General features: G+C 39.5%; 17 protein-coding genes, 4 tRNA genes and 3 pseudogenes. 14 read left to right on the forward strand and 10 right to left on the reverse strand.

Annotated elements, in window-relative coordinates; all coding sequences use genetic code 11:
* Window positions 1-866: 866 nt before the first annotated feature.
* Window positions 867-1,079: a transcription antiterminator/RNA stability regulator CspE gene (gene cspE / locus Xhom_RS13385; protein ID WP_010847246.1), complete on the reverse strand. Its 213-nt coding sequence runs from the start codon at window positions 1,077-1,079 to the stop codon at window positions 867-869.
* A gap of 490 nt (window positions 1,080-1,569) precedes the next feature.
* Here cspE and Xhom_RS13390 point away from each other — a divergent pair, with 490 nt between their 5' ends.
* The 7 genes from Xhom_RS13390 to bssS all read left to right on the forward strand — a co-directional run bounded on the left by Xhom_RS13390 (window position 1,570) and on the right by bssS (window position 5,174).
* The gene (locus Xhom_RS13390) at window positions 1,570-2,079 is read left to right on the forward strand and encodes a YlaC family protein (RefSeq protein WP_069315237.1); all 510 of its coding nucleotides are present in this window, start codon (window positions 1,570-1,572) and stop codon (window positions 2,077-2,079) included.
* A gap of 131 nt (window positions 2,080-2,210) precedes the next feature.
* Window positions 2,211-2,286: transfer RNA gene (locus tag Xhom_RS13395), tRNA-Asn, on the forward strand.
* 363 nt (window positions 2,287-2,649) lie between these two features.
* Window positions 2,650-2,725 (forward strand) — tRNA-Asn (locus tag Xhom_RS13400).
* A gap of 264 nt (window positions 2,726-2,989) precedes the next feature.
* A tRNA-Asn gene (locus tag Xhom_RS13405) sits at window positions 2,990-3,065 on the forward strand.
* 264 nt (window positions 3,066-3,329) lie between these two features.
* Window positions 3,330-3,405: transfer RNA gene (locus tag Xhom_RS13410), tRNA-Asn, on the forward strand.
* Between the two features lie 218 nt (window positions 3,406-3,623).
* On the forward strand, window positions 3,624-4,676 hold the full coding sequence (gene pyrC, locus Xhom_RS13415; RefSeq protein WP_069315236.1) for a dihydroorotase: 1,053 nt from the start codon (window positions 3,624-3,626) through the stop codon (window positions 4,674-4,676).
* 243 nt (window positions 4,677-4,919) lie between these two features.
* Window positions 4,920-5,174, forward strand: a complete 255-nt coding sequence (gene bssS / locus Xhom_RS13420; RefSeq protein ID WP_069315235.1) for a biofilm formation regulator BssS — start codon at window positions 4,920-4,922, stop codon at window positions 5,172-5,174.
* A 120-nt stretch (window positions 5,175-5,294) separates the two neighbouring features.
* Here the strand turns inward: bssS and trhO are convergent, their stop codons facing one another.
* Window positions 5,295-6,353: an oxygen-dependent tRNA uridine(34) hydroxylase TrhO gene (gene trhO, locus Xhom_RS13425; RefSeq protein ID WP_069315234.1), complete on the reverse strand. Its 1,059-nt coding sequence runs from the start codon at window positions 6,351-6,353 to the stop codon at window positions 5,295-5,297.
* Window positions 6,354-7,094: 741 nt separating this feature from the next.
* On the opposite strand from trhO, the gene Xhom_RS13435 reads away from it, so the two are divergent.
* Window positions 7,095-7,793 (forward strand): hypothetical protein, encoded by a 699-nt coding sequence (locus tag Xhom_RS13435; protein WP_069315233.1) that lies wholly within the window; start codon window positions 7,095-7,097, stop codon window positions 7,791-7,793.
* 55 nt (window positions 7,794-7,848) lie between these two features.
* On the opposite strand, the gene Xhom_RS13440 is transcribed toward Xhom_RS13435, so the two are convergent.
* On the reverse strand, window positions 7,849-8,094 hold the full coding sequence (locus tag Xhom_RS13440) for an ogr/Delta-like zinc finger family protein (protein WP_069315232.1): 246 nt from the start codon (window positions 8,092-8,094) through the stop codon (window positions 7,849-7,851).
* Window positions 8,095-8,144: 50 nt separating this feature from the next.
* A pseudogene (locus Xhom_RS13445) lies at window positions 8,145-8,588 on the reverse strand (phage late control D family protein); the annotation flags it as partial.
* A 56-nt stretch (window positions 8,589-8,644) separates the two neighbouring features.
* Between Xhom_RS13445 and Xhom_RS13450 the strand changes: the two are divergent.
* Both Xhom_RS13450 and Xhom_RS13455 read left to right on the forward strand, forming a co-directional pair.
* Window positions 8,645-8,913, forward strand: a pseudogene (locus tag Xhom_RS13450) (phage portal protein); the annotation flags it as partial.
* A 711-nt stretch (window positions 8,914-9,624) separates the two neighbouring features.
* A complete protein-coding gene (locus tag Xhom_RS13455; RefSeq protein WP_069315230.1) occupies window positions 9,625-10,014 on the forward strand; it encodes a hypothetical protein in 390 nt (129 codons plus the stop codon).
* A gap of 220 nt (window positions 10,015-10,234) precedes the next feature.
* Here Xhom_RS13455 and Xhom_RS13460 read toward each other — a convergent pair whose 3' ends face one another.
* Window positions 10,235-10,450 carry a type II toxin-antitoxin system YafO family toxin gene (locus tag Xhom_RS13460; RefSeq protein WP_071933821.1) on the reverse strand — a complete coding sequence of 72 codons (216 nt, stop codon included), beginning with the start codon at window positions 10,448-10,450 and terminating at the stop codon, window positions 10,235-10,237.
* Window positions 10,451-11,109: 659 nt separating this feature from the next.
* Between Xhom_RS13460 and Xhom_RS13465 the strand changes: the two genes are divergently transcribed.
* Entirely contained in the window at window positions 11,110-12,051 is a 942-nt protein-coding gene (locus Xhom_RS13465) for a Kdo(2)-lipid IV(A) acyltransferase (RefSeq protein ID WP_069315229.1), read from the forward strand.
* A 578-nt stretch (window positions 12,052-12,629) separates the two neighbouring features.
* Window positions 12,630-14,165, forward strand: a complete 1,536-nt coding sequence (locus Xhom_RS13470) for a peptide MFS transporter (protein WP_069315228.1) — start codon at window positions 12,630-12,632, stop codon at window positions 14,163-14,165.
* A 237-nt stretch (window positions 14,166-14,402) separates the two neighbouring features.
* Here the strand turns inward: Xhom_RS13470 and Xhom_RS13475 are convergent, their stop codons facing one another.
* The 3 genes from Xhom_RS13475 to Xhom_RS13485 form a co-directional block, all read right to left on the reverse strand.
* Window positions 14,403-14,702, reverse strand: a complete 300-nt coding sequence (locus tag Xhom_RS13475) for a HigA family addiction module antitoxin (protein WP_198148733.1) — start codon at window positions 14,700-14,702, stop codon at window positions 14,403-14,405.
* 45 nt (window positions 14,703-14,747) lie between these two features.
* Window positions 14,748-15,035, reverse strand: a complete 288-nt coding sequence (locus Xhom_RS13480) for a type II toxin-antitoxin system RelE/ParE family toxin (RefSeq protein WP_069315226.1) — start codon at window positions 15,033-15,035, stop codon at window positions 14,748-14,750.
* Between the two features lie 293 nt (window positions 15,036-15,328).
* Complete coding sequence (locus tag Xhom_RS13485; protein ID WP_069315225.1) at window positions 15,329-15,775, reverse strand: hypothetical protein; 447 nt, start codon at window positions 15,773-15,775, stop codon at window positions 15,329-15,331.
* 172 nt (window positions 15,776-15,947) lie between these two features.
* Here Xhom_RS13485 and Xhom_RS13490 point away from each other — a divergent pair, with 172 nt between their 5' ends.
* Together Xhom_RS13490 and Xhom_RS13495 are read left to right on the forward strand one after the other, a co-directional pair.
* Complete coding sequence (locus Xhom_RS13490) at window positions 15,948-16,736, forward strand: PhzF family phenazine biosynthesis protein (protein WP_069315224.1); 789 nt, start codon at window positions 15,948-15,950, stop codon at window positions 16,734-16,736.
* 75 nt (window positions 16,737-16,811) lie between these two features.
* The gene (locus Xhom_RS13495; RefSeq protein WP_069315223.1) at window positions 16,812-17,318 is read left to right on the forward strand and encodes a DUF1543 domain-containing protein; all 507 of its coding nucleotides are present in this window, start codon (window positions 16,812-16,814) and stop codon (window positions 17,316-17,318) included.
* 56 nt (window positions 17,319-17,374) lie between these two features.
* Here Xhom_RS13495 and lldD read toward each other — a convergent pair whose 3' ends face one another.
* Both lldD and Xhom_RS42810 read right to left on the reverse strand, forming a co-directional pair.
* Window positions 17,375-18,517 carry an FMN-dependent L-lactate dehydrogenase LldD gene (gene lldD, locus Xhom_RS13500; protein WP_069315222.1) on the reverse strand — a complete coding sequence of 381 codons (1,143 nt, stop codon included), beginning with the start codon at window positions 18,515-18,517 and terminating at the stop codon, window positions 17,375-17,377.
* Between the two features lie 407 nt (window positions 18,518-18,924).
* A pseudogene (locus Xhom_RS42810) lies at window positions 18,925-19,074 on the reverse strand (LysR family transcriptional regulator); the annotation flags it as partial.
* Window positions 19,075-19,174 lie beyond the last annotated feature (100 nt).

Below are 19,174 nucleotides of genomic sequence, written 5' to 3' on the forward strand. Positions count from 1 at the left end.
CTTCAAGTTAGTGCTTGATTAATTATGCCTGACTTAAAATTTGTTGGGTCCAAAGAGTTATGTACAATAGTGGATTTATTCGGTTGACTTTATTGGCTGAAATTCTATTGATTGAATGGCTAAAAGCAGTTTTTATACAGCGACTAAAACTCCTCCACTTGTTGTGTATAAGGAATTTAACTACTTGGAAACCATTCATAGTTAAATTAACGAGCAATAAATAACCTGAAGAGAGGGGCTATTCATCATACATAGAAATTGAGATGATAAATATTTAATTCGATTTAATGATTTTAATATTCCCGAAAGGAATAAATAATGGACATATAACCACAACATACATACTCCAACATACCTTAATTTTCTTCGGGTAAGTACAAGCTTATAAAGTGAAGTAGCATTACCCACCTGTTTAGATAAGTAGCAAATCGAAAGGAATGAACCGCTTACTGATTACTTTTTATTTAGACTAAAACGTTGGCTGTCCAATTGATAGTTTTCCAAAAAAATTGCTATTTCATTAAAAAGCAACAATGCTATAAATATTTTAGCATTCAATTGTGATGGGTTCTGATTAATGCTCATTTATTTCCATTGAGTTATTTTAACTCAACAAAAAGTAACCAATGAAACTATTTTCCTGTGTATAATACTATATACCCATTAAATTTAGAATAATACCAAAATAGTCATTGATTGAATTGCCAAAAATATGGCTAACCGTGTAATTAAAAACGGTGATCGGTGATTAAAATGAATCTGTGTAACTAACAAAGAGATAACATGAAAGATGAAAGAAATAAAAAAACAAAAAGCCCGCTAGGGCATATTGACCTAGCGAGCTTAGAATAAGGCTTAAAGGCTAATTAGATAGCAGTTACGTTTGCTGCTGCTGGGCCTTTGGCACCATTCTCAATGGTGAATTCTACATTCTGGCCTTCTGCCAGAGTTTTGAAGCCGTTACCTTGAATGGCAGAGAAGTGTACGAATACGTCTTTGCTACCATCAGCTGGAGTGATGAAACCAAAGCCTTTAGACTCGTTGAACCACTTCACTTGACCTTTCATTTTGTCAGACATTTGACTTTCCTATATATCAAAAAAAACTCGCCACCTCGGGCATGTGTTGGCCAGTATCAGCTATTACTTATGGAGGCACTAAGAAGGAAACGGTCAACAAAGGCTACCAGAGATAGCACTTACACATAACTCATTAACTCAAGATGTCGTACATAAAGTAGGTCTGTTAATCAGGCCAAACGCATTAACGCATTAACGCACTCGAATAGCAACCTTTTTATGTATTATCGTTTTAAAAAAACCGTACATGCTCAATATTAGAACAAAATAGCATAATAAAAACGTGTTTTTATAATTTTATTTGATTTATTCAACTTTTGTCTTAGCGAAAATACTGATATCTATTGACAGCAATAACAATTTTGCAAATAAATTAAAGTAATTGCTATACAGATGTGTGTTACGGGCATGCTAACCTTGAAAAGGACACAGTTTTCAAGGTTAGCATGCTTTTTACAACACTTTTCGACAAAATAAGTGGGTTAGTATAATGAACATCATCAAACAAATATTGATTCAAGATCTTGAGCGGATTAATCTTAAAGAGCACCGTGATGGTAAGATACGCTTCAACAGCGGTTTTATCAGTCATCACCCATACCTGTGTCTGGCGATGGTTATCTCTTATGCTTTTCTTGCCATGCTCATGTGGTATGCGCCCTATTTTGGTGCTTGGTCTCTTTTTGCATTTACCATAACTTTTATCGCTATGGCAGCCGTTCTGCTATTTGATATCAAACCAATCTATCATTTCGAAGACATTGACGTACTCGATTTACGTGTATGTTATAATGGTGAGTGGTTCGTCAACGAGCCTGTGTCTGAAAACGCCATTAATAAAATTCTCGCTCATCCTCGCGTACCCAATGAAGTCAAAAATGACATCAAACATATCATCAAGAGGAAACACGTGATTTGTTTTTATGATGTGTTTATGATCGCCTGCTCAGAACAGTCGCCCTATACTCACCCTATCAATATGGTGAAAAAAAGCGCGTAAATTCAATGAGGTAGTATAATGATGATACAATTCGCTTATATGATGAGCAAACAATAAAAAAACAGGCTTTTTTCGTTGACACTATTCAAGTTCATCGCTAGTATTCGCCGCGTTCTCAGGAACAGAGCAATTCCTCCATAGTTCAGTCGGTAGAACGGCGGACTGTTAATCCGTATGTCGCTGGTTCGAGTCCAGCTGGAGGAGCCAAATTCAAAACATTTTGCACAAATCAATTGTACGAGATGTGAAAAACAAGCTAAGTTTCTTAGCGAAAATAGTTTATAGCGGCTTCCAATCAGGGAGCCGCTTTTTTTATTTCTCATTATTTGATCTCAGTAACTCCTTACTATTTCACTACTATCTCACTACAATTCGAAATCGATTAGGCCTGAACCCTACACATCTACATATGAATACGCTCCTGATGAATGAGTTATGTTTTCATCAAAAGCCAGGAAAAATCATTAAGTTGAGTGCAATTTAGACGCTTGAGCTTATTTTCCTTTTTTTCTCTTTACAACCTTTGAACATAACATGTATTATCCGCCCCGTTCTCAGGAACAAGTCAATTCCTCCATAGTTCAGTCGGTAGAACGGCGGACTGTTAATCCGTATGTCGCTGGTTCGAGTCCAGCTGGAGGAGCCAGATATTCTGAAAACCCCGATTAGTAAAATTAATCGGGGTTTTTGCTTTCTTTAGCCTTCACTCTTTTACCCTTGCTTCCTGATTTGTATTGTTCTTCTGCACTCCGGTTTTGTCTTTCTTTTGCCGATTTTCTCTCCAAATAGCTATCATAAAGTTCAAAAAAAGCCCACTTAGTACACATTAACAGCAAACAAACTGTTATTGTTATTTTCTACTTTGACAAAGATAAAAAGTACCGTTAATATTCACCCGTCTTAAAGGAGTTCCTCCATAGTTCAGTCGGTAGAACGGCGGACTGTTAATCCGTATGTCGCTGGTTCGAGTCCAGCTGGAGGAGCCAGATATTCTGAAAACCCCGATTAGTTTTACTAATCGGGGTTTTTGCTTTCTTTAGCCTTCACTCTTTTACCCTTACTTCCTGATTTGTACTGTTCTTCTGCACTCCGGTTTTGTCTTTCTCTTGCCGACTTTCTCTCCAATTAGCCCTCAGAAAGTTCAAAAAAGCCCATTCAGTACACATTAACAGCAAACAAACTGTTATTGTTATTTTCTGCTTTGACAAACATGAAAAGTATCGTTAATATTCGCTCCGTATTGAAGGAGTTCCTCCATAGTTCAGTCGGTAGAACGGCGGACTGTTAATCCGTATGTCGCTGGTTCGAGTCCAGCTGGAGGAGCCAAATTCAATTCACCCTCGTGTTTTTATTTTCCTTTTTTGATATGATCATTCCCTCTGAATACCCTAGTCTATATAGATCTAAAATTTAATTTCAAAAAAAATAGCATTTTCTCATTCATTAATAGCTATTTAGCTATTTTCGTTTTATCATCCTCCTCCGGCTTAAGGAATGCTGAATCAGCATCCATCATTTTCCATCCATATTCTGGAGCCGGTTCCATGACTACCGAATCATATACAATTAAAATCCGCCGTCCTGACGACTGGCATGTCCATTTCCGCGATGGTGATATGCTGAAAACCATTGTTCCTCATACCAGCCGTTTTTTTGGCCGAGCTATCGTCATGCCCAACCTTGTCCCTCCAGTGACAGATGTTGCCAGTGCCAAAGCTTATAAAGATCGGATAATCGCAGCTATTCCATCAGGTCATCATTTCCAACCGCTTATGACCTGTTATCTGACAGATTCAACGGCCAGTGACCAAATTGAAACGGGCTATAGAGAAGGTATTTTCACCGCCTGTAAACTGTACCCAGCCAATGCAACAACCAATTCCAGCCATGGCGTTTCTGATATCAAAAAAATCTATCCGTTATTAGAAACCATGGAAAAAATAGGAATGCCCCTGTTGGTTCATGGTGAAGTCACTGCTGCCCATATCGATATTTTTGACCGTGAAGCTCGATTTATCGAACAAGTAATGGAACCATTACGTAAGCAATTCTCTGAATTGAAAGTTGTTTTTGAGCATATTACAACTAAGGAAGCTGCAGAATACATTCTTGATGGTGATGATAAATTAGGTGCAACACTGACACCACAACACTTGATGTTTAATCGCAACCATATGTTAGTTGGTGGTATCCGCCCTCATCTTTACTGTTTACCTGTACTAAAACGCAATATTCATCAGGAAGCATTACGAGCAGCTGTTGCCAGTGGTTGTAACCGTTTCTTTCTGGGGACTGATTCTGCTCCCCATGTTCTGCATCGCAAAGAATCATCTTGTGGTTGTGCTGGCGTTTTCAATGCTCCAACTGCTCTGGCCGCCTATGCCACTGTTTTTGAAGAGATGAATACAATGGAACATTTTGAATCATTTTGTTCCCTAAATGGCCCAGCATTTTACGGCTTACCTGTAAATGATGAATTTATTGAACTCACACGTAAACCAAACCCTGTTGTTGAACATATTGAATGTGGTGATGAAAAATTAATTCCATTCCTTGCTGGAGAAGATGCCAGGTGGGATGTAAAGGTATGTGAGTAATTAATTCGCTACTAATCTATAGGTGAACGTACGGAGATGGCTCTTTATTCCATTTCCGCGCGTTTTCCCTCACTAACAAATAGCAGTAATCAATTACAGTGATTTCCAGAAAAATCCCGTTCTTTTCCCTTCTTAGATTGCCAAAAAGGTTTATACTGCTACTGATTCATCCTAGATGAAGTCTCTTGCTCTTAGTCAATCATATATATCGTTAATGATGCTGTAGTCTGATTAGGAGGTTATATGGAAAGAAAAAATGAAATAATTCAAACTCATCCTGTTGTAGGCTGGGATATCAGTACTGTTGATGCCTATGATGCCATGATGATACGTCTTCATTACTCATCCTCCCAAGATCAAGCCACAGAAAATGTTAGTGTTGACAAAACATTGTGGTTAACGACAGGGGTGGCGAAACAACTCATCCTCATTTTACAGGCTGGGATTGAAAAGATAGAAGCATCAGAATACAGTCAGCTTGACCATATCAAACACTAACAACAGACTTAGACTTAAGTGCTCCAAAAATATCTGGACACTCAATACGTTGAGTGTCCAATACTAATATTTGAACAAGTATCAGCCAGTAAAGCTGCAACTTAATAGATGTGAGGTATGTTATTTAACGGACTGTAATGATGTAACCTTCAGGCCATCATTCAACCGATAGCGGGACTTATTAAAAATCTTAGCCCCATTTTCTCTCCCCGCCCGACGAGCACGCTGTTCATCTTCAGGCAATTTCATTTCTTCACGACAAACATCGCTACAACAGCCTTCGAAGCGCTCTACACAAGACGGACATTGGATAAATAACAAATGACAACCATCATTTTTACAGTTGGTATGGCTATCACACACCGAACTGCATTGATGGCAATGCGCAATAATTTCGTCAGAAATACGCTCCCCCATACGCTCATCGAAAACAAAGTTCTTACCAACAAACCGCACTGGTAACCCTTGTTCTTTTGCTTTACGGGCATACTCAATAATGCCACCTTCGACATGGTAGACTTTGTCAAAACCATTATGCAGCATATAAGCACTAGCTTTTTCACAACGAATTCCACCAGTACAATACATAACGATACTTTTATCTTTATCGTCTTTCAGCATGTCTACTGCCATTGGCAACTGTTCACGAAACGTATCAGAAGGTATCTCAATCGCGTTTTCGAAATGCCCGACTTCATACTCGTAGTGATTACGCATATCAACGAAAACAGTGTCAGGATCGTCCAGCAGTTGATTAACCTGCTCCGCTTTGAGATATTTGCCCGTTTTTGACGGATCAAAGGTTTCATCTTCAATACCATCAGCAACAATGCGTTCACGCACTTTCATGCGCAATACCCAGAATGATTTACCGTCATCATCCAGAGCAATATTAAGACGTAGGTTGTATAACGCAGGATCAGTCTCATCCAATAACGCTTTCAAAGCATCAACATTTTTAGAAGGTACGCTAATTTGTGCATTGATACCTTCTTTGGCGATATAAACCCGTCCGAAAACAGACAACTCGCCAAATTTTTGATACAGGCTATCGCGAAAAGCCCGAGGTTCAGAAATGGTAAAATATTTATAAAAAGAGATGGTCGTGCGCGGCTCAACTTCAGCCAACATACGGTCTTTCAGCTCTTTATTAGAAATACGGTTATGTAACACTGGCATGGTGTTCAAAATATCCTTGTATTCTATTGATATATACTTATGTCTATCTGTGTCCACTCTGTGGACACAGATAGACCATTATCGACAATTTTTAACTAAAAAACCCTCGTACACACTTGGTTTTTTTATTTTCTACAATATTACTTTTTTCTGTGACCTAGATCTATCAGATCCCTACTCTGAATTTACTTAAGACCCCAAACATCACCGTAATGACTGAACGGAAATGCTTCCTGATTTTCGAGGGGCTTTCTCATTTATCATTATCAAACTATCAGATAGATTTCACATCTATACAGAATCAACCTTGACCATAAATTTCCAACGACATTTATCAAGCAGTCATTAACATGGGAGTCTGTAGCCCACTTTGGCTTGATGGCAAAACTTCATACCTAAAAAATACAAAAGAAATTCGTGTACTTAACAAACATAATCATGCTGGCTATGTTTTTGAGAATCCGCGTTCCTCATGCGATGAGGTTGGCAAGGCAACAGATGATAAAGCTAACCTTATAATTTTATCTCACACTCATGGTTACATAAGTCGTTAATCTTAATGATGCAAACGCCCTTCAGATTTCGAAGGGTTTTCTTATTTTATAGCTATAAAATTATCAAATAAGTTTCACATCTATACGGTATCATCTTTGACCAAAGATTTTCATTTGTAATATTTATTCAATAAATTAATTTGATTGAAATGGATAACCAAACAAAATTGGATAGGGATTGATTTCTATGAAGTTAGTAAATTGTAAAAAGTGTAAGGGAGAAATTGCAAGGAACGAACAAGCATGCCCACACTGCGGAGAGAAAAGATCGAGCATATTAAAGTCGGAAACTGCAATAGGAATAGCTATTTTCGTCCTGTCTGGCATCGTTATCTACTATTTTGTCAACGTTACTAACTTTTCCAGCTTTGCCAGCGGCTTTGACAAGCAAACCGCCTCCACAGGTGAAAACCATTCTCCTTACAAGAAAATGCATGAGCTGGTGACGGGGTCTTTCTACAACTGTTTAAGCCAAAACTATTCTGCAAAACCGGGGCAGCTAAAACTTGATGAAATTCTTGCGTGTGACGAGGATTTCAGAAAAGATTCAAAAACACCTCATGACTTAATCAATCTGGATAACTTTGTTTCAAACTTTAGCCCTAAGGATAATTCGTACAGACCGTTAGAAAAAGCAATTAAAAGTAATATGTTTGATGTTTCAAGTTATCAACATGTTGAAACAACCTACCGATTAGCCCTCAATCAACAACAACCTTACGCTATAGTACAAACAGTATTCAAAGGTAAAAACGTATTCGAAAGGATATTAAAAGATTCTCGGGCGGCAAAAATAGATATAAAAACAGGAGAAATTATAGCGCTAATACCGAACGTGACAGTGTCAGATACGGGAGAGCTTATCATGGAAATAATGCCTGAATAATAAGTTACCGGCACAATAGACACAGAATCAGCCCCGATTTGGGGCTATTTTTTATTCAAAATCCAAAACCAATTTGTTCATCACCGTAATGGCTAGACGGAAACGCCAGTTTCGGGACCTTAAAAATCAGTCGGTAACTTCTGGGGCGTGTCAAATACCGTTCAATGGTAGTGATGGCCGTAAACGTACAGCCGCACAGAATATTTTGACATTGGTGATAATTGCACCGCGTCTCTTCACTCATCATTTCACTGGTACGTGTTTTTGCCACAGCGCCGCATTGGGGACAGGTAAACGCCATGAATAACCCTCATCATTGGGGGTGTGCCTGCCGCGATTATAACCCATTGTTTATTGATCTTGTTCACTTTCTGTCATGTCGATATCCTTAATTTTTAATTCCAGCTCTAATTGGGTAGTAAAACCGCTTTCACTCAGGTTATGAACAACACGCGATATCGTCCACTGATGGCTGTCAATGGCCGTTTTGAACCCCGCAACTGAAGCGGTCAGGTCAGGATAGAGATCGGCCCGTCCCCGCGCCAGCGTGATTGAAAACTCCGCCGCACCGCACTGGAGCGTTGCCCATTTTGCCGCCGCCGCCCGTCGTGCTGTCCGTTCGGTCTTGAACGTCTGGCTCATCACGTAGACGTTCCCGTCGGCCCCTTCCAGATATTCACCTTCACGACGGCTGGATTTTTCCTGTTTCTTTTTTCTGGGCTTTTTTCGCTTACGCTTTAAGGTGGTCGCGGGTTGTTTGCCAAAATTCAGATCCAGCCAGTGCGCCTTTACGCCTTTACGCCTGCACGCCTGTACGCCTGTGCGCCTGTATAAGCGGCACTGTCGCGTGGCTGAGTACCTTCGATACCCCTATGCCGATAGTGTCCGGCGGGGATCTACTGGATTGTATGGAGTGTGCCCAAAATGGCCGCTGGTATGAAATCCAGATTGATTTTACGGGCTGGCGCGGACGTTCTCGTCGGCGGTGTATCATCAGTCGCCCTTATTCTTTAAACGCAATGTGATCATGAGTTGCTTTATTCCGCATCCGCTGTTATCCCAGCAGGATATGGCCGCTTACGTGCTGGATTATCTGGTATTCGGTAATGCCTATCTGGAAACCCTCCTATTCCACCATACCCACCGCATACTGCGCTGACTATCCTCATTCATTCGCGCAGTGTGCGTTTTTCTTTATTTTCCAGCCTTCCTTGACTGATGAGTCCAACGCGCTGTGGCGGCTCATTGGTACGATGTAATGGCACTTTTTCCAATTATCGTGATCCCCGAAAAAATAGGTCTGTCCACACCCTTGATGCGCGCGCTTGCTCCCCCACCTCGCCCGCACACAAAAGGGGGCGTATTTTTGTGCAGTTGCGCATGGGCGGGGAGACCTTGCCCATACAGGTCTTGAGCAAGGTTATAATGCCAAAAAAACTGTACAGTTTTGTGAGGTAATTTGATATATTTATAAATATATTATTTATGGTGTTGAAAAGTAAAATAAAGCTATGATGAGCAAAAACAAAAGTAGTTTGATAATACCGCTGTTCTGAAAAACCAAAAGCATACTTAAGTAAGCGGCATTATAACTTTAGCCATATTTATACTTCACCAAAAAAACCAATAATGCATACTAGCCCCCCTCAGAAAAAATAAATAAAAATTAAAACTTGTACTATACTAATAATAAATACAATTTACACCTATATTTATTCAATCATTGACAAGGTTAATTTTGACGACTCATAATATAAACTGATACTAAGATAAATTTTTTAAGGTTAAAACTTGGAGTAATATTTCGATAAATAACACAGGAGAAGTTATTATGTCTGATATAAGAAAAGGGCAAGTTTTTCTTTCTACTATTTGGGAAACCGACCTTAATTTTGTGATAATACGTCATCGCAGAGCTAATAGTCATAAAAAAGAAGAACACAAGATGTTAAAGAACGTTGGGGGCTATCAACAAAATATACCTGTTATGGATATTACTTATGATTCAAGCTTTTGGTTTCCAGATTTTGATTATTGGTGGGTACTGTTTATTACAAATGATTGGCGCATATATACAATAAAAGATAATTTTTCTTGCAATATAAGCAACTTGGATAAGGCAAGAGTTGACATAGTAATCAGCAGCATAACAACGTTAATGTATGTGAATTTTTCATGGTCAAGTGGTTGTACCCAAAGTATTTATGAACTTGGCTCATAAGCCTTTCAATAAACAACAACTCTAGATTGTTATTTAATAATAACCATATTAAACCAAAAAATAAAACTTAGCAATTAAAATAAAAACCTCCCCTCAAGGAGATTAATCAAAATATATAAATTAAATACGATAGTATTTTAAAATAAGGAGCTCGTAATTATTATTAATAATAGGCGGATTCAGAAACACTAGTAAAATCCGCCCGCATAAAAGGTGACATTCAACTATTTTGGAAATCTTCAGCACGATCAATCAATACCGTAAAAAAGACGTGTGTGTAAACGAGATAACTGTTATTCTTACGCGCCGCAACAGGTATCTTCGCCAGCCACGGCTCTTCATCCGGTAACTTAATGTGTATTTTGAACACGAAAGAAGCACAGAGGGACGCATGATCTTCCCTGCGCCCCTCATCACCAAAAATAGCCTGTCTCAATTTATTATAGTTGCTTAGTGTTACTTTTTATTTGTTTGATTTAAAAGTATTTTTATTCCAATCGAATAAGACAAGGCTTCATAGATAGAGCCTTAAAAGACAGGCATGGTGTACTTTCCTGAATTTCGATGACAAAAAATAAAAACTTCAATGTCTGCCCCATTGATGGCCGAATATCATAGCGAAAATGACCTTTAGCGAATAGTGATTTATAACCCTGCTATTTTTACAGGTAATACTTACTGGGGTACAATCCAAACATGAGCCTCCTCCCACTCAACCAATGTGAAGCAAACATTTGAATATCTAACACAGGAATATCATAATCATGCCAACACCATAAGTACGCTCCCATTATATGGTAAAAAACATAGTAAAAAACATGGCAAAAAACGTTATCAGGTAGTGAGCCTAGCGAACAATTTATCGCCCAATTAAGTATTTAGTGCCTCAATATTTCGATATTCCACTAAAAAATGTCACAATGTGCCAACACTACGCTTAGAGCCTATCTCAATAGGTATCTAATATTATTGCAGACAGCTTGAATGCAGGCTGGCACAGAAACCGAAGCGTACAGCTCGTTCGCTAAGAATGAGAACGTGAAAATTTTGAGCACAGCAATGATTCAAAATGACTAAAAAACATACTGAAAACACATGATACAAGCACCCACTTTTCATCGTTCATTTTTACACCCACGTTACTGGCTGACTTGGCTAGGCATCAGCATACTTTATTTATTAGTTTTACTCCCTTATCCAGTGATTTACTGGATGGGAACTCGACTCGGCCGGCTCTCACAACGCTTTTTGAAAAAGCGGGCCAAAGTCGCCGAACGCAATCTAGCACTTTGTTTTCCCGATATGTCACCGGAGAAACGAGATGAGTGGCTAACTAAAAACTTTGAATCTGTTGGCATGGGGTTATTTGAGACCGGCATGGCCTGGTTTTGGCCTGACTGGAGAATCGAACATTGGTTCAAAGTCACCGGACGGGAAAATATACAAAAAGTGCAATCTACAGGTCAGGGGATCATCGTTATTGGGATTCATTTTCTGACACTAGAACTGGGGGCACGTATCTTTGGTATCTTGAACCCGGGAATCGGTGTCTATCGCCCAAACGACAATCCAGTCATGGATTGGCTACAAACATGGGGAAGACTCCGTTCCAATAAATACATGCTGGATAGAAAAGATGTTAAAGGCATGATCCGCTGCTTAAAAAAAGGGGAAATCGTTTGGTACGCACCTGATCATGATTACGGCCCACGCAAAAGTGTATTTGCACCGTTATTTGCTGTTGAACATGCAGCAACCACAACGGGAACTTCAATTCTCGTTCGCCTTTCCAATCCCGCATTGATTCCCTTTACACCCCGCAGATTGCCTAATGGAAAAGGTTATGAGCTGATTATTCAAGCAGCTGTAGAAAACTTTCCTCAACAAGATGAAGTAGAAGCAGCAGCATTCATGAATAAGGTCATTGAAAAGGAAATTATGCAAGCACCAGACCAATATATGTGGCTACATCGCCGTTTCAAAACACGTCCCGAAGGTATGCCGTCTTTATATGGTAGTAACGATAATATTCACTGATGAATACTACTCGGCTGCTATTTATAGACAATAGCAGCCGATATTTTAGTCTCCTGCGAGATATTGACTGAAAAATGGTCAAATTAATCATCCCCTCTTGATAATGCTATCGAATTGTTAATAACCCTATATTTTACTTGTCTTTCAACACATAAAGCCGATTGTTTTTATGTAACCTTTCATTGCTCAATATTCATATCCAAATGATTACCTAAATAAAATATAACAAAGATTATTAATTAAAAGATTATTTATTTTATTATCAATGGATTAATAAAAAACATTACAAAGAATAAAAAAATGCCTGAGTCAATATTTTCCATCATATATCTACTATTAAATTCTAAAGTTGAGATTCTTATCGACTTTCGTTCTAAAAAATGAAATATAAAGTAGAAAATGTGCTTCTTACCAATGAAAAATGCAGAGAGCATGTTAAAAATACACCAATAATTAAGTAAGTAACTTTATAACGAAATGTTAACGATATTATTTGACATGATTATAAAGTGTCCTTTTTCATTTTAACTTGTAAAACATCTCCATCACGAAGATGAATTTTTAGGAAAAATTATTAGATGCAATCTTCAACCAATAACGGAAAAAACAGGACTTTTTTTGGGCATCCTTATCCACTTAGTGCCCTCTTTATGACAGAAATGTGGGAACGATTTTCGTTCTATGGTATTCGCCCCCTTCTGATTTTATTCATGTCTGCTGCGGTATTTGAAGGCGGCATGGGTATACCCCGTGAGCAAGCATCTGCGATTGTCGGAATTTTTGCTGGAAGTATTTATCTAACATCACTACCTGGTGGGTGGCTGGCTGACAACTGGTTAGGCCAACGACTTGCCGTTTGGTATGGCTCGATAATTATCGCCTTGGGGCATCTATCAATTGCACTCTCTGCAATTTGGGGTAATAACCTGTTCTTTATTGGATTGTTGCTCATTACACTCGGAACTGGATTGTTCAAAACCTGTATCACCGTTATGGTGGGTACTCTGTACAAAAAAGATGATCCTCGCCGTGATGGTGGTTTCTCCCTGTTTTATATGGGTATCAATTTAGGTTCCTTAATCGCTGCATTAATCACTGGCTGGCTGGTTAACGATTATGGTTGGCACTGGGGCTTTGGTGTCGGTGGATTAGGCATGCTGGCCGCATTGCTAATTTTCCGCTTTTATACCATCCCTCTGATGCGTCGCTATGATAAAGAACAGGAGCTGGATTCCTGTTGGGATCGCCCAATGGTAAAACGCAAAAATATTGGCAAATGGATCAGTGTCATCGTGATGGCTACCTGTGCGGTGGTGACACTGATAGCGATAGGCGTGATTCCATTTAATCCAGTTAAAGTTGCCAACACCTTAATCTATGTTATTGCATCAAGTGTAATCCTCTATTTTGCCTATTTATTCCTGTTTGCAGGATTAGATCGCAATGAGAAAATTCGCTTGTTCATCTGTTTTATCTTGCTGGTTTCAGCCGCCTTATTCTGGTCAGCATTTGAGCAAAAACCGACATCGTTTAACTTATTTGCCAAAGACTATACTGACCGCATAGTTCTGGGTTATGAGATCCCTGCGGTCTGGTTCCAATCAATCAACCCGTTTTATATTATTCTGTTGGCACCGATCTTTAGCTGGTTGTGGCCTACACTGGCAAGACGCAATATGAACCCAAGCAGTATCGGTAAATTTTTAATTGGTATGCTGTTTGCTGCTGGTGGTTTTTGGATCATGATGCTTGCCTCCCAAAACGTACTGGAGACAGGCAATACAGTTTCACCACTATGGATAATTGTCAGCGTTCTCTTTCTGACACTAGGTGAACTCTGCCTTAGCCCGATCGGATTGGCAACAATGACCATATTGGCACCATCACGTATGCGTGGGCAAGTCATGGGGTTATGGTTCTGTGCTAGTGCATTAGGGAATCTTGCCGCTGGCTTGATTGGTGGTAATGTACGTGCCGATAAACTGGATAGCCTGCCGCAATTGTTCTCCAATGTTTCATTATCATTGGTAATTTGTGCCGCTATTTTACTGGCCTTAATCATCCCTATTCGCCGTTTAATGAGCAAATTACACGAAGAAGAAGCAAAATCCTAATTGCGAAAATAATCGCAATTAAATAGGTAAATTATACTCAATGGATTTCTAGTTGCACGACAGCAAGGGGACGAGTCTCTAGGAGCATAGATAACTATGTGACTGGGATGAGTGGGAGTAACTAACAAAGTTGCAACTTGAAAGACGACGGGTATAGATGTGTCAAAGCCATCTCATTCTATATATGTGAGATGGCTAGCCCAATCAGGCTGAACGCAAGTCCACTGAAGGTGAAAACTAAATTAACCGTTTAATGTCCTTGGTATTCATCTCGCTCTCTTGATGACGAACATCCCAGACCTCAACAGCATGTTGAATATTCAACCAAAATTCAGCCGTATTTCCTAACGTAGCCCCCAATTTAATTGCCATTGGTGCTGTTAAGGTTCCTTTATCATGGATCAAGCGACTCAGCGAATTCCTATGTACACCCATTGCATCGGCCAATACGTTGATTTCTATCCCCAGAGGTTCAAGAAACTCACTTATAAGTATTTCACCCACAGTTGCTGGGCGACGTTTAGTATTTCTCATCATCCTTTTCCTCTACAGACGACTCTCTACTGAACACTGCGGTTCAGATCAGTACTTATGAGGATCCAAATAAGTATCAACCGCTGTTTTATCCATCCATTGGAAAATTAAGCGATACTTCCTGTTTACCCTTATTGAGCACCATCCCTGTAAATTCCCTTTTAAACGTTCAAAATCGTTACCTGGTGGTGCCCTTAAATCATTCTCTTCCGTCGCAGCATCCAACATTTGCAATTTTCGGTACAAAGTATTGCTTAATGCCGCAGGAATACATTTATGGGAAAGGTCATCCTCATAAAACCGTTCCAACCATCGTTCCTTGAATTCAACTGCCATAACGTTCCATTGCGCTCCACTCTATGCATAATAACATTGTGCATCAAGTCATAATATGCTGAAAATCCCAATAACTTTACTGGTAGATGAATCTCCATGCCGATGATGTATGAAATTCACCATCGGCATGGAACAATAAATGCATAGAAAGAGAGCCACAATAATTCGAGGCTTATTGACAGCAATGACGACTAAATTTACGAATCCTTTCGCTATATTCTGCATCCTTACACACTGTTGCACAGTTTCAAAAATAGAGTTGAATCTGTTGTGGTAGCAGATGGGTTATAGGATCAATGATAAAAGCCACAGGAATCGGCAATATCAGCATTGGAATAAGCATTACCTTTCTCTTTTTGTAATTTCTGCCTAGTTTCTCTATAGCACCGACGTTTTGTGTGTTCTTTTATATTCTGCATAGGATGTCCTTGTTGCATATGAGGGGCAAGTTTCAACTGCTTATCATCCCAATCATAAGAAAATGCCAGTCTATTTTTCTGTTCGGATCTATCGTTATACTCTTTAAGCTCATTCTCTCGTTTCTCAGCTAAGGCATTAGCCTCCGCCAACTTCTCTGTACTCCAACTTCCTTGATTCAACTCATCTCGCTTTTTCAGATATTCTTCTGACGGCTTGTTATCAATAGGTATATCGCTTTTGTAGCTAAAATCCAGTGCCAGAGCTTGGGAAAAACACCCTGACAAAATAAAAAATAGGCAATAAGCTCCCTTGATTTTCATATCTTTCCTTATTAGAACTATAACAAATAATTATTATTTAATAATCATTGTCACCTAAGGTCAACACTACAATTCTTGTGTTTTTGCAGCAAAATCAGATAATTCTTTACAATTTAATGTATTTTCAAGATCCTATATTCGATCTTCCGTTACATAGACAAGTGAGATTTTGATGAATTTATACCCTATTTATCATGTTGATGCCTTCACGGATCAATCGTTCTCTGGCAATCCCGCAGCAGTTGTCTTACTGGATAAGTGGCCGGCAGATGAAACCTTGATTTCTATTGCCGCTGAAATTGGCCTTCCGGAAACGGCTTTTCTGGTAGAAAATCATCTACGTTGGTTTACACCCCGAGTTGAAGTGAATTTATGCGGTCATGCAACGTTAGCAACCGCATTTGTCCTCACAGAACATCGCAACAATCAAGATAATCCGATCACATTCAAGAGCCGTTCTGGTGAACTTCGTGTCTCTCATCAACTTAGTGTATTTACTCTGGACTTCCCCGTTAGGGAGTGTCATGAGGAAAAAACACTCATCGCTACTATGCAAGATGCGCTGGGGCAAAATGTTTCCGAAGTACTGGTCTCACATGATCGCTATATTTGTGTCCTGGATTCCGTAGAGCAGCTCATCAATACCCAGCCTGACTTTAATAAAATCGCGGCTCTCCCCTTACCAGGGCTTGCGATTACTGCTCTTGGTGATTCATCTGTTGATTTTGTTTCACGTTATTTCGCCCCTGCAAAAGGTGTAAATGAAGATCCTGTCACGGGATCAAGCCATTGTGTTCTCGCTCCCTTATGGGGAAAACGGCTTAATAAAACCGAGCTCCGTGCCCGTCAATTATCCGAACGCGGTGGTGAATTATTATGCAGGATAGATGGAGATCGCGTTTATCTGACAGGGAAATCGAAGCTATTTTCATATGGGCAAATATTAATCGAAAATATTTAATCTTTTGTTATTAATATAAAAATCAATACACTCAACGCAAAATCACACTAGATTAAAATTATTAAGTAGGAAGAAATGCCACAATTGTACATGTTTTATCTTGGTGGAAATGCTGGAAAATCCAATATCGAAGTTCATGATGTCCAATTTGTTGCTGTGGAAAAAATTGAAGAAGCGTATCCGGTTTTACGCGAAGTTTGGTTTGGAGATAAAGATAAACTTCATCTGGATGGCTATATGCCCTTAAAATGGGTGGATGGATATGACATTACTCTTAACCATGAAAAGTATTATGAGGAAAAACAGCTCTATTTTGTGAACCTCGGTGGTTATCAAAAAGATTCGCTGGCAGAAGCCCATGAATACGGGTTCTTTGTGGCACATTCAGAAGAAGAAGCTAAACAAAAAGCCAAAGAAAATCTACTGTCCGGTTATGGCCAATTACATAAAGACAATCTGAAAGATGTTGACGACTGCTTACTCCTCAGTCAAATCAATGGCTACCATATCCACTTGTCTGAAAACCCTTGTGGTCAACCAGATAAACCTGAATGGCAAGGATATCGCCCCATAGGCGTCTAAAGAAATAGGGTCAGCAAAAGAAATTTTACTGACCGATCATGGCAATAAACCCACCATTAACTTTGATTTCGAACCAATAAATCTGAATTAATTTCTGAGATTGACTTGGCACCTGTTAAGGTCATGGCTACCCGCATCTCTTTATCAATCAGCTCCAATAAATTGGATACCCCCGCTTCACCAGCCGCCGCCAGAGCATAAACAAAAGCTCTCCCAAGCAGAACACTATCCGCACCCAGAGCAATCATTCTCACCACATCCAACCCAGTACGAATACCGGAATCAGTAAGGATAGTAATATCATTTTTGACAGCATCAGCAATTACTGGCAAAGCACGCGCCGTCGACAAGACTCCATCAAGCTGACGGCCACCATGATTAGAAACTACAATGCCATCTGCACCAAAACGGACAGCATCTTTGGCATCTTCTGGATCAAGAATGCCTTTGATAATCATTGACCCTTTCCAGGAATCACGTATCCATTCCAAATCTTTCCATGAAATGGATGGATCGAAATTACTTCCCAGCCACCCCATATAATCTTCCAATTTAGTCGGTTTGCCACGATACACAGATATATTGCCAAGATCATGTGGTTTCCCCAGCAAACCGACATCCCATGCCCAGCAAGGATGGGTCATCGCCTGCAAGATACGGCGTATAGCAGCATTCGAGCCACTCATACCAGAATGTGCATCACGGTAACGCGCCCCAGGTACCGGCATATCAACGGTAAATACCAGATTTTTCACTCCTGCAGCCTGTGCCCTTTCCAGCACATTACGCATAAAACCACGATCTTTCAGCACATAGAGCTGAAACCATATAGGACGATCAATCGCGGGAGCAACTTCTTCAATAGGACACACGGATACCGTCGATAAAGTAAATGGAATTCCCTTTTTAGCCGCAGCTCGTGCAGCTTGTACTTCGCCACGGCGTGCATACATGCCCGTTAACCCCACAGGAGCCAGTGCCACAGGCATTGACATTTTTTCCCCAAATAAGCTGGTTTCCAGACTCAACTCAGACATATCTTTCAATACACGTTGGCGCAACTCAATATCGGATAAATCTGCGGTATTGCGTTTAAGGGTATGCTCTGCATTGGCTCCACCATCAATATAGTGAAACAAAAAAGGTGGTAATTTAGCCTCTGCTGCAGCCCGATAATCCGTTGAAGAGGAAATAATCATAGTTTTTACCTTAATGTTAAAAAATTATTCGCGCATTTCTTAGGATGCCAGAATTAAAGCCATCATAGCGGCAATTCCTCAGTAAACCAGCATCGGTAAAATTGTCTTTCGCATAATCAGACAAGAAATGTAATTAATAAGTTAATTCTTCATAACTTTGTTATTATAATCACAACTTTTCTCAAGCTTCTATGCTTGCTCTTTTTTAACAAAAAGGAATAATATAAATTCCCAATAACCCCAGGACATTGGGCAGAGGTTATTTACTCAATGAAAATCAAATTGATATATGCGCTATCAAGATAAAACACATTGATATCTCATGTTCATTAGGCATGAATTTTCAATAGAGCATATCCAAAAATGACATAATCTCTGCTGGTTATTGCTCCCAACAGAAAGGAAGATCAAAAATAATGACTGATATTCTTATAAGAAATCATAATATGCTCAATCAACATACGAATTTTTAAGGGTAAATTTCGGGTATAAGGATAAACTGCATAAACACCTAATACTTTGCCACTATATCCCTTAAGTATTTTCAGCAATTTTCCTGGTCATGTATTAAATAGTTAGTTGTTGTGATATGCTTCCCGCCTTTTAAGGGTAAAGCATGGCCAAAGCTGACGTCTATTGCCGTTATTGTCACAAATC

Source organism: Xenorhabdus hominickii, assembly GCF_002632725.1.
Taxonomy (GTDB): domain Bacteria; phylum Pseudomonadota; class Gammaproteobacteria; order Enterobacterales; family Enterobacteriaceae; genus Xenorhabdus; species Xenorhabdus hominickii.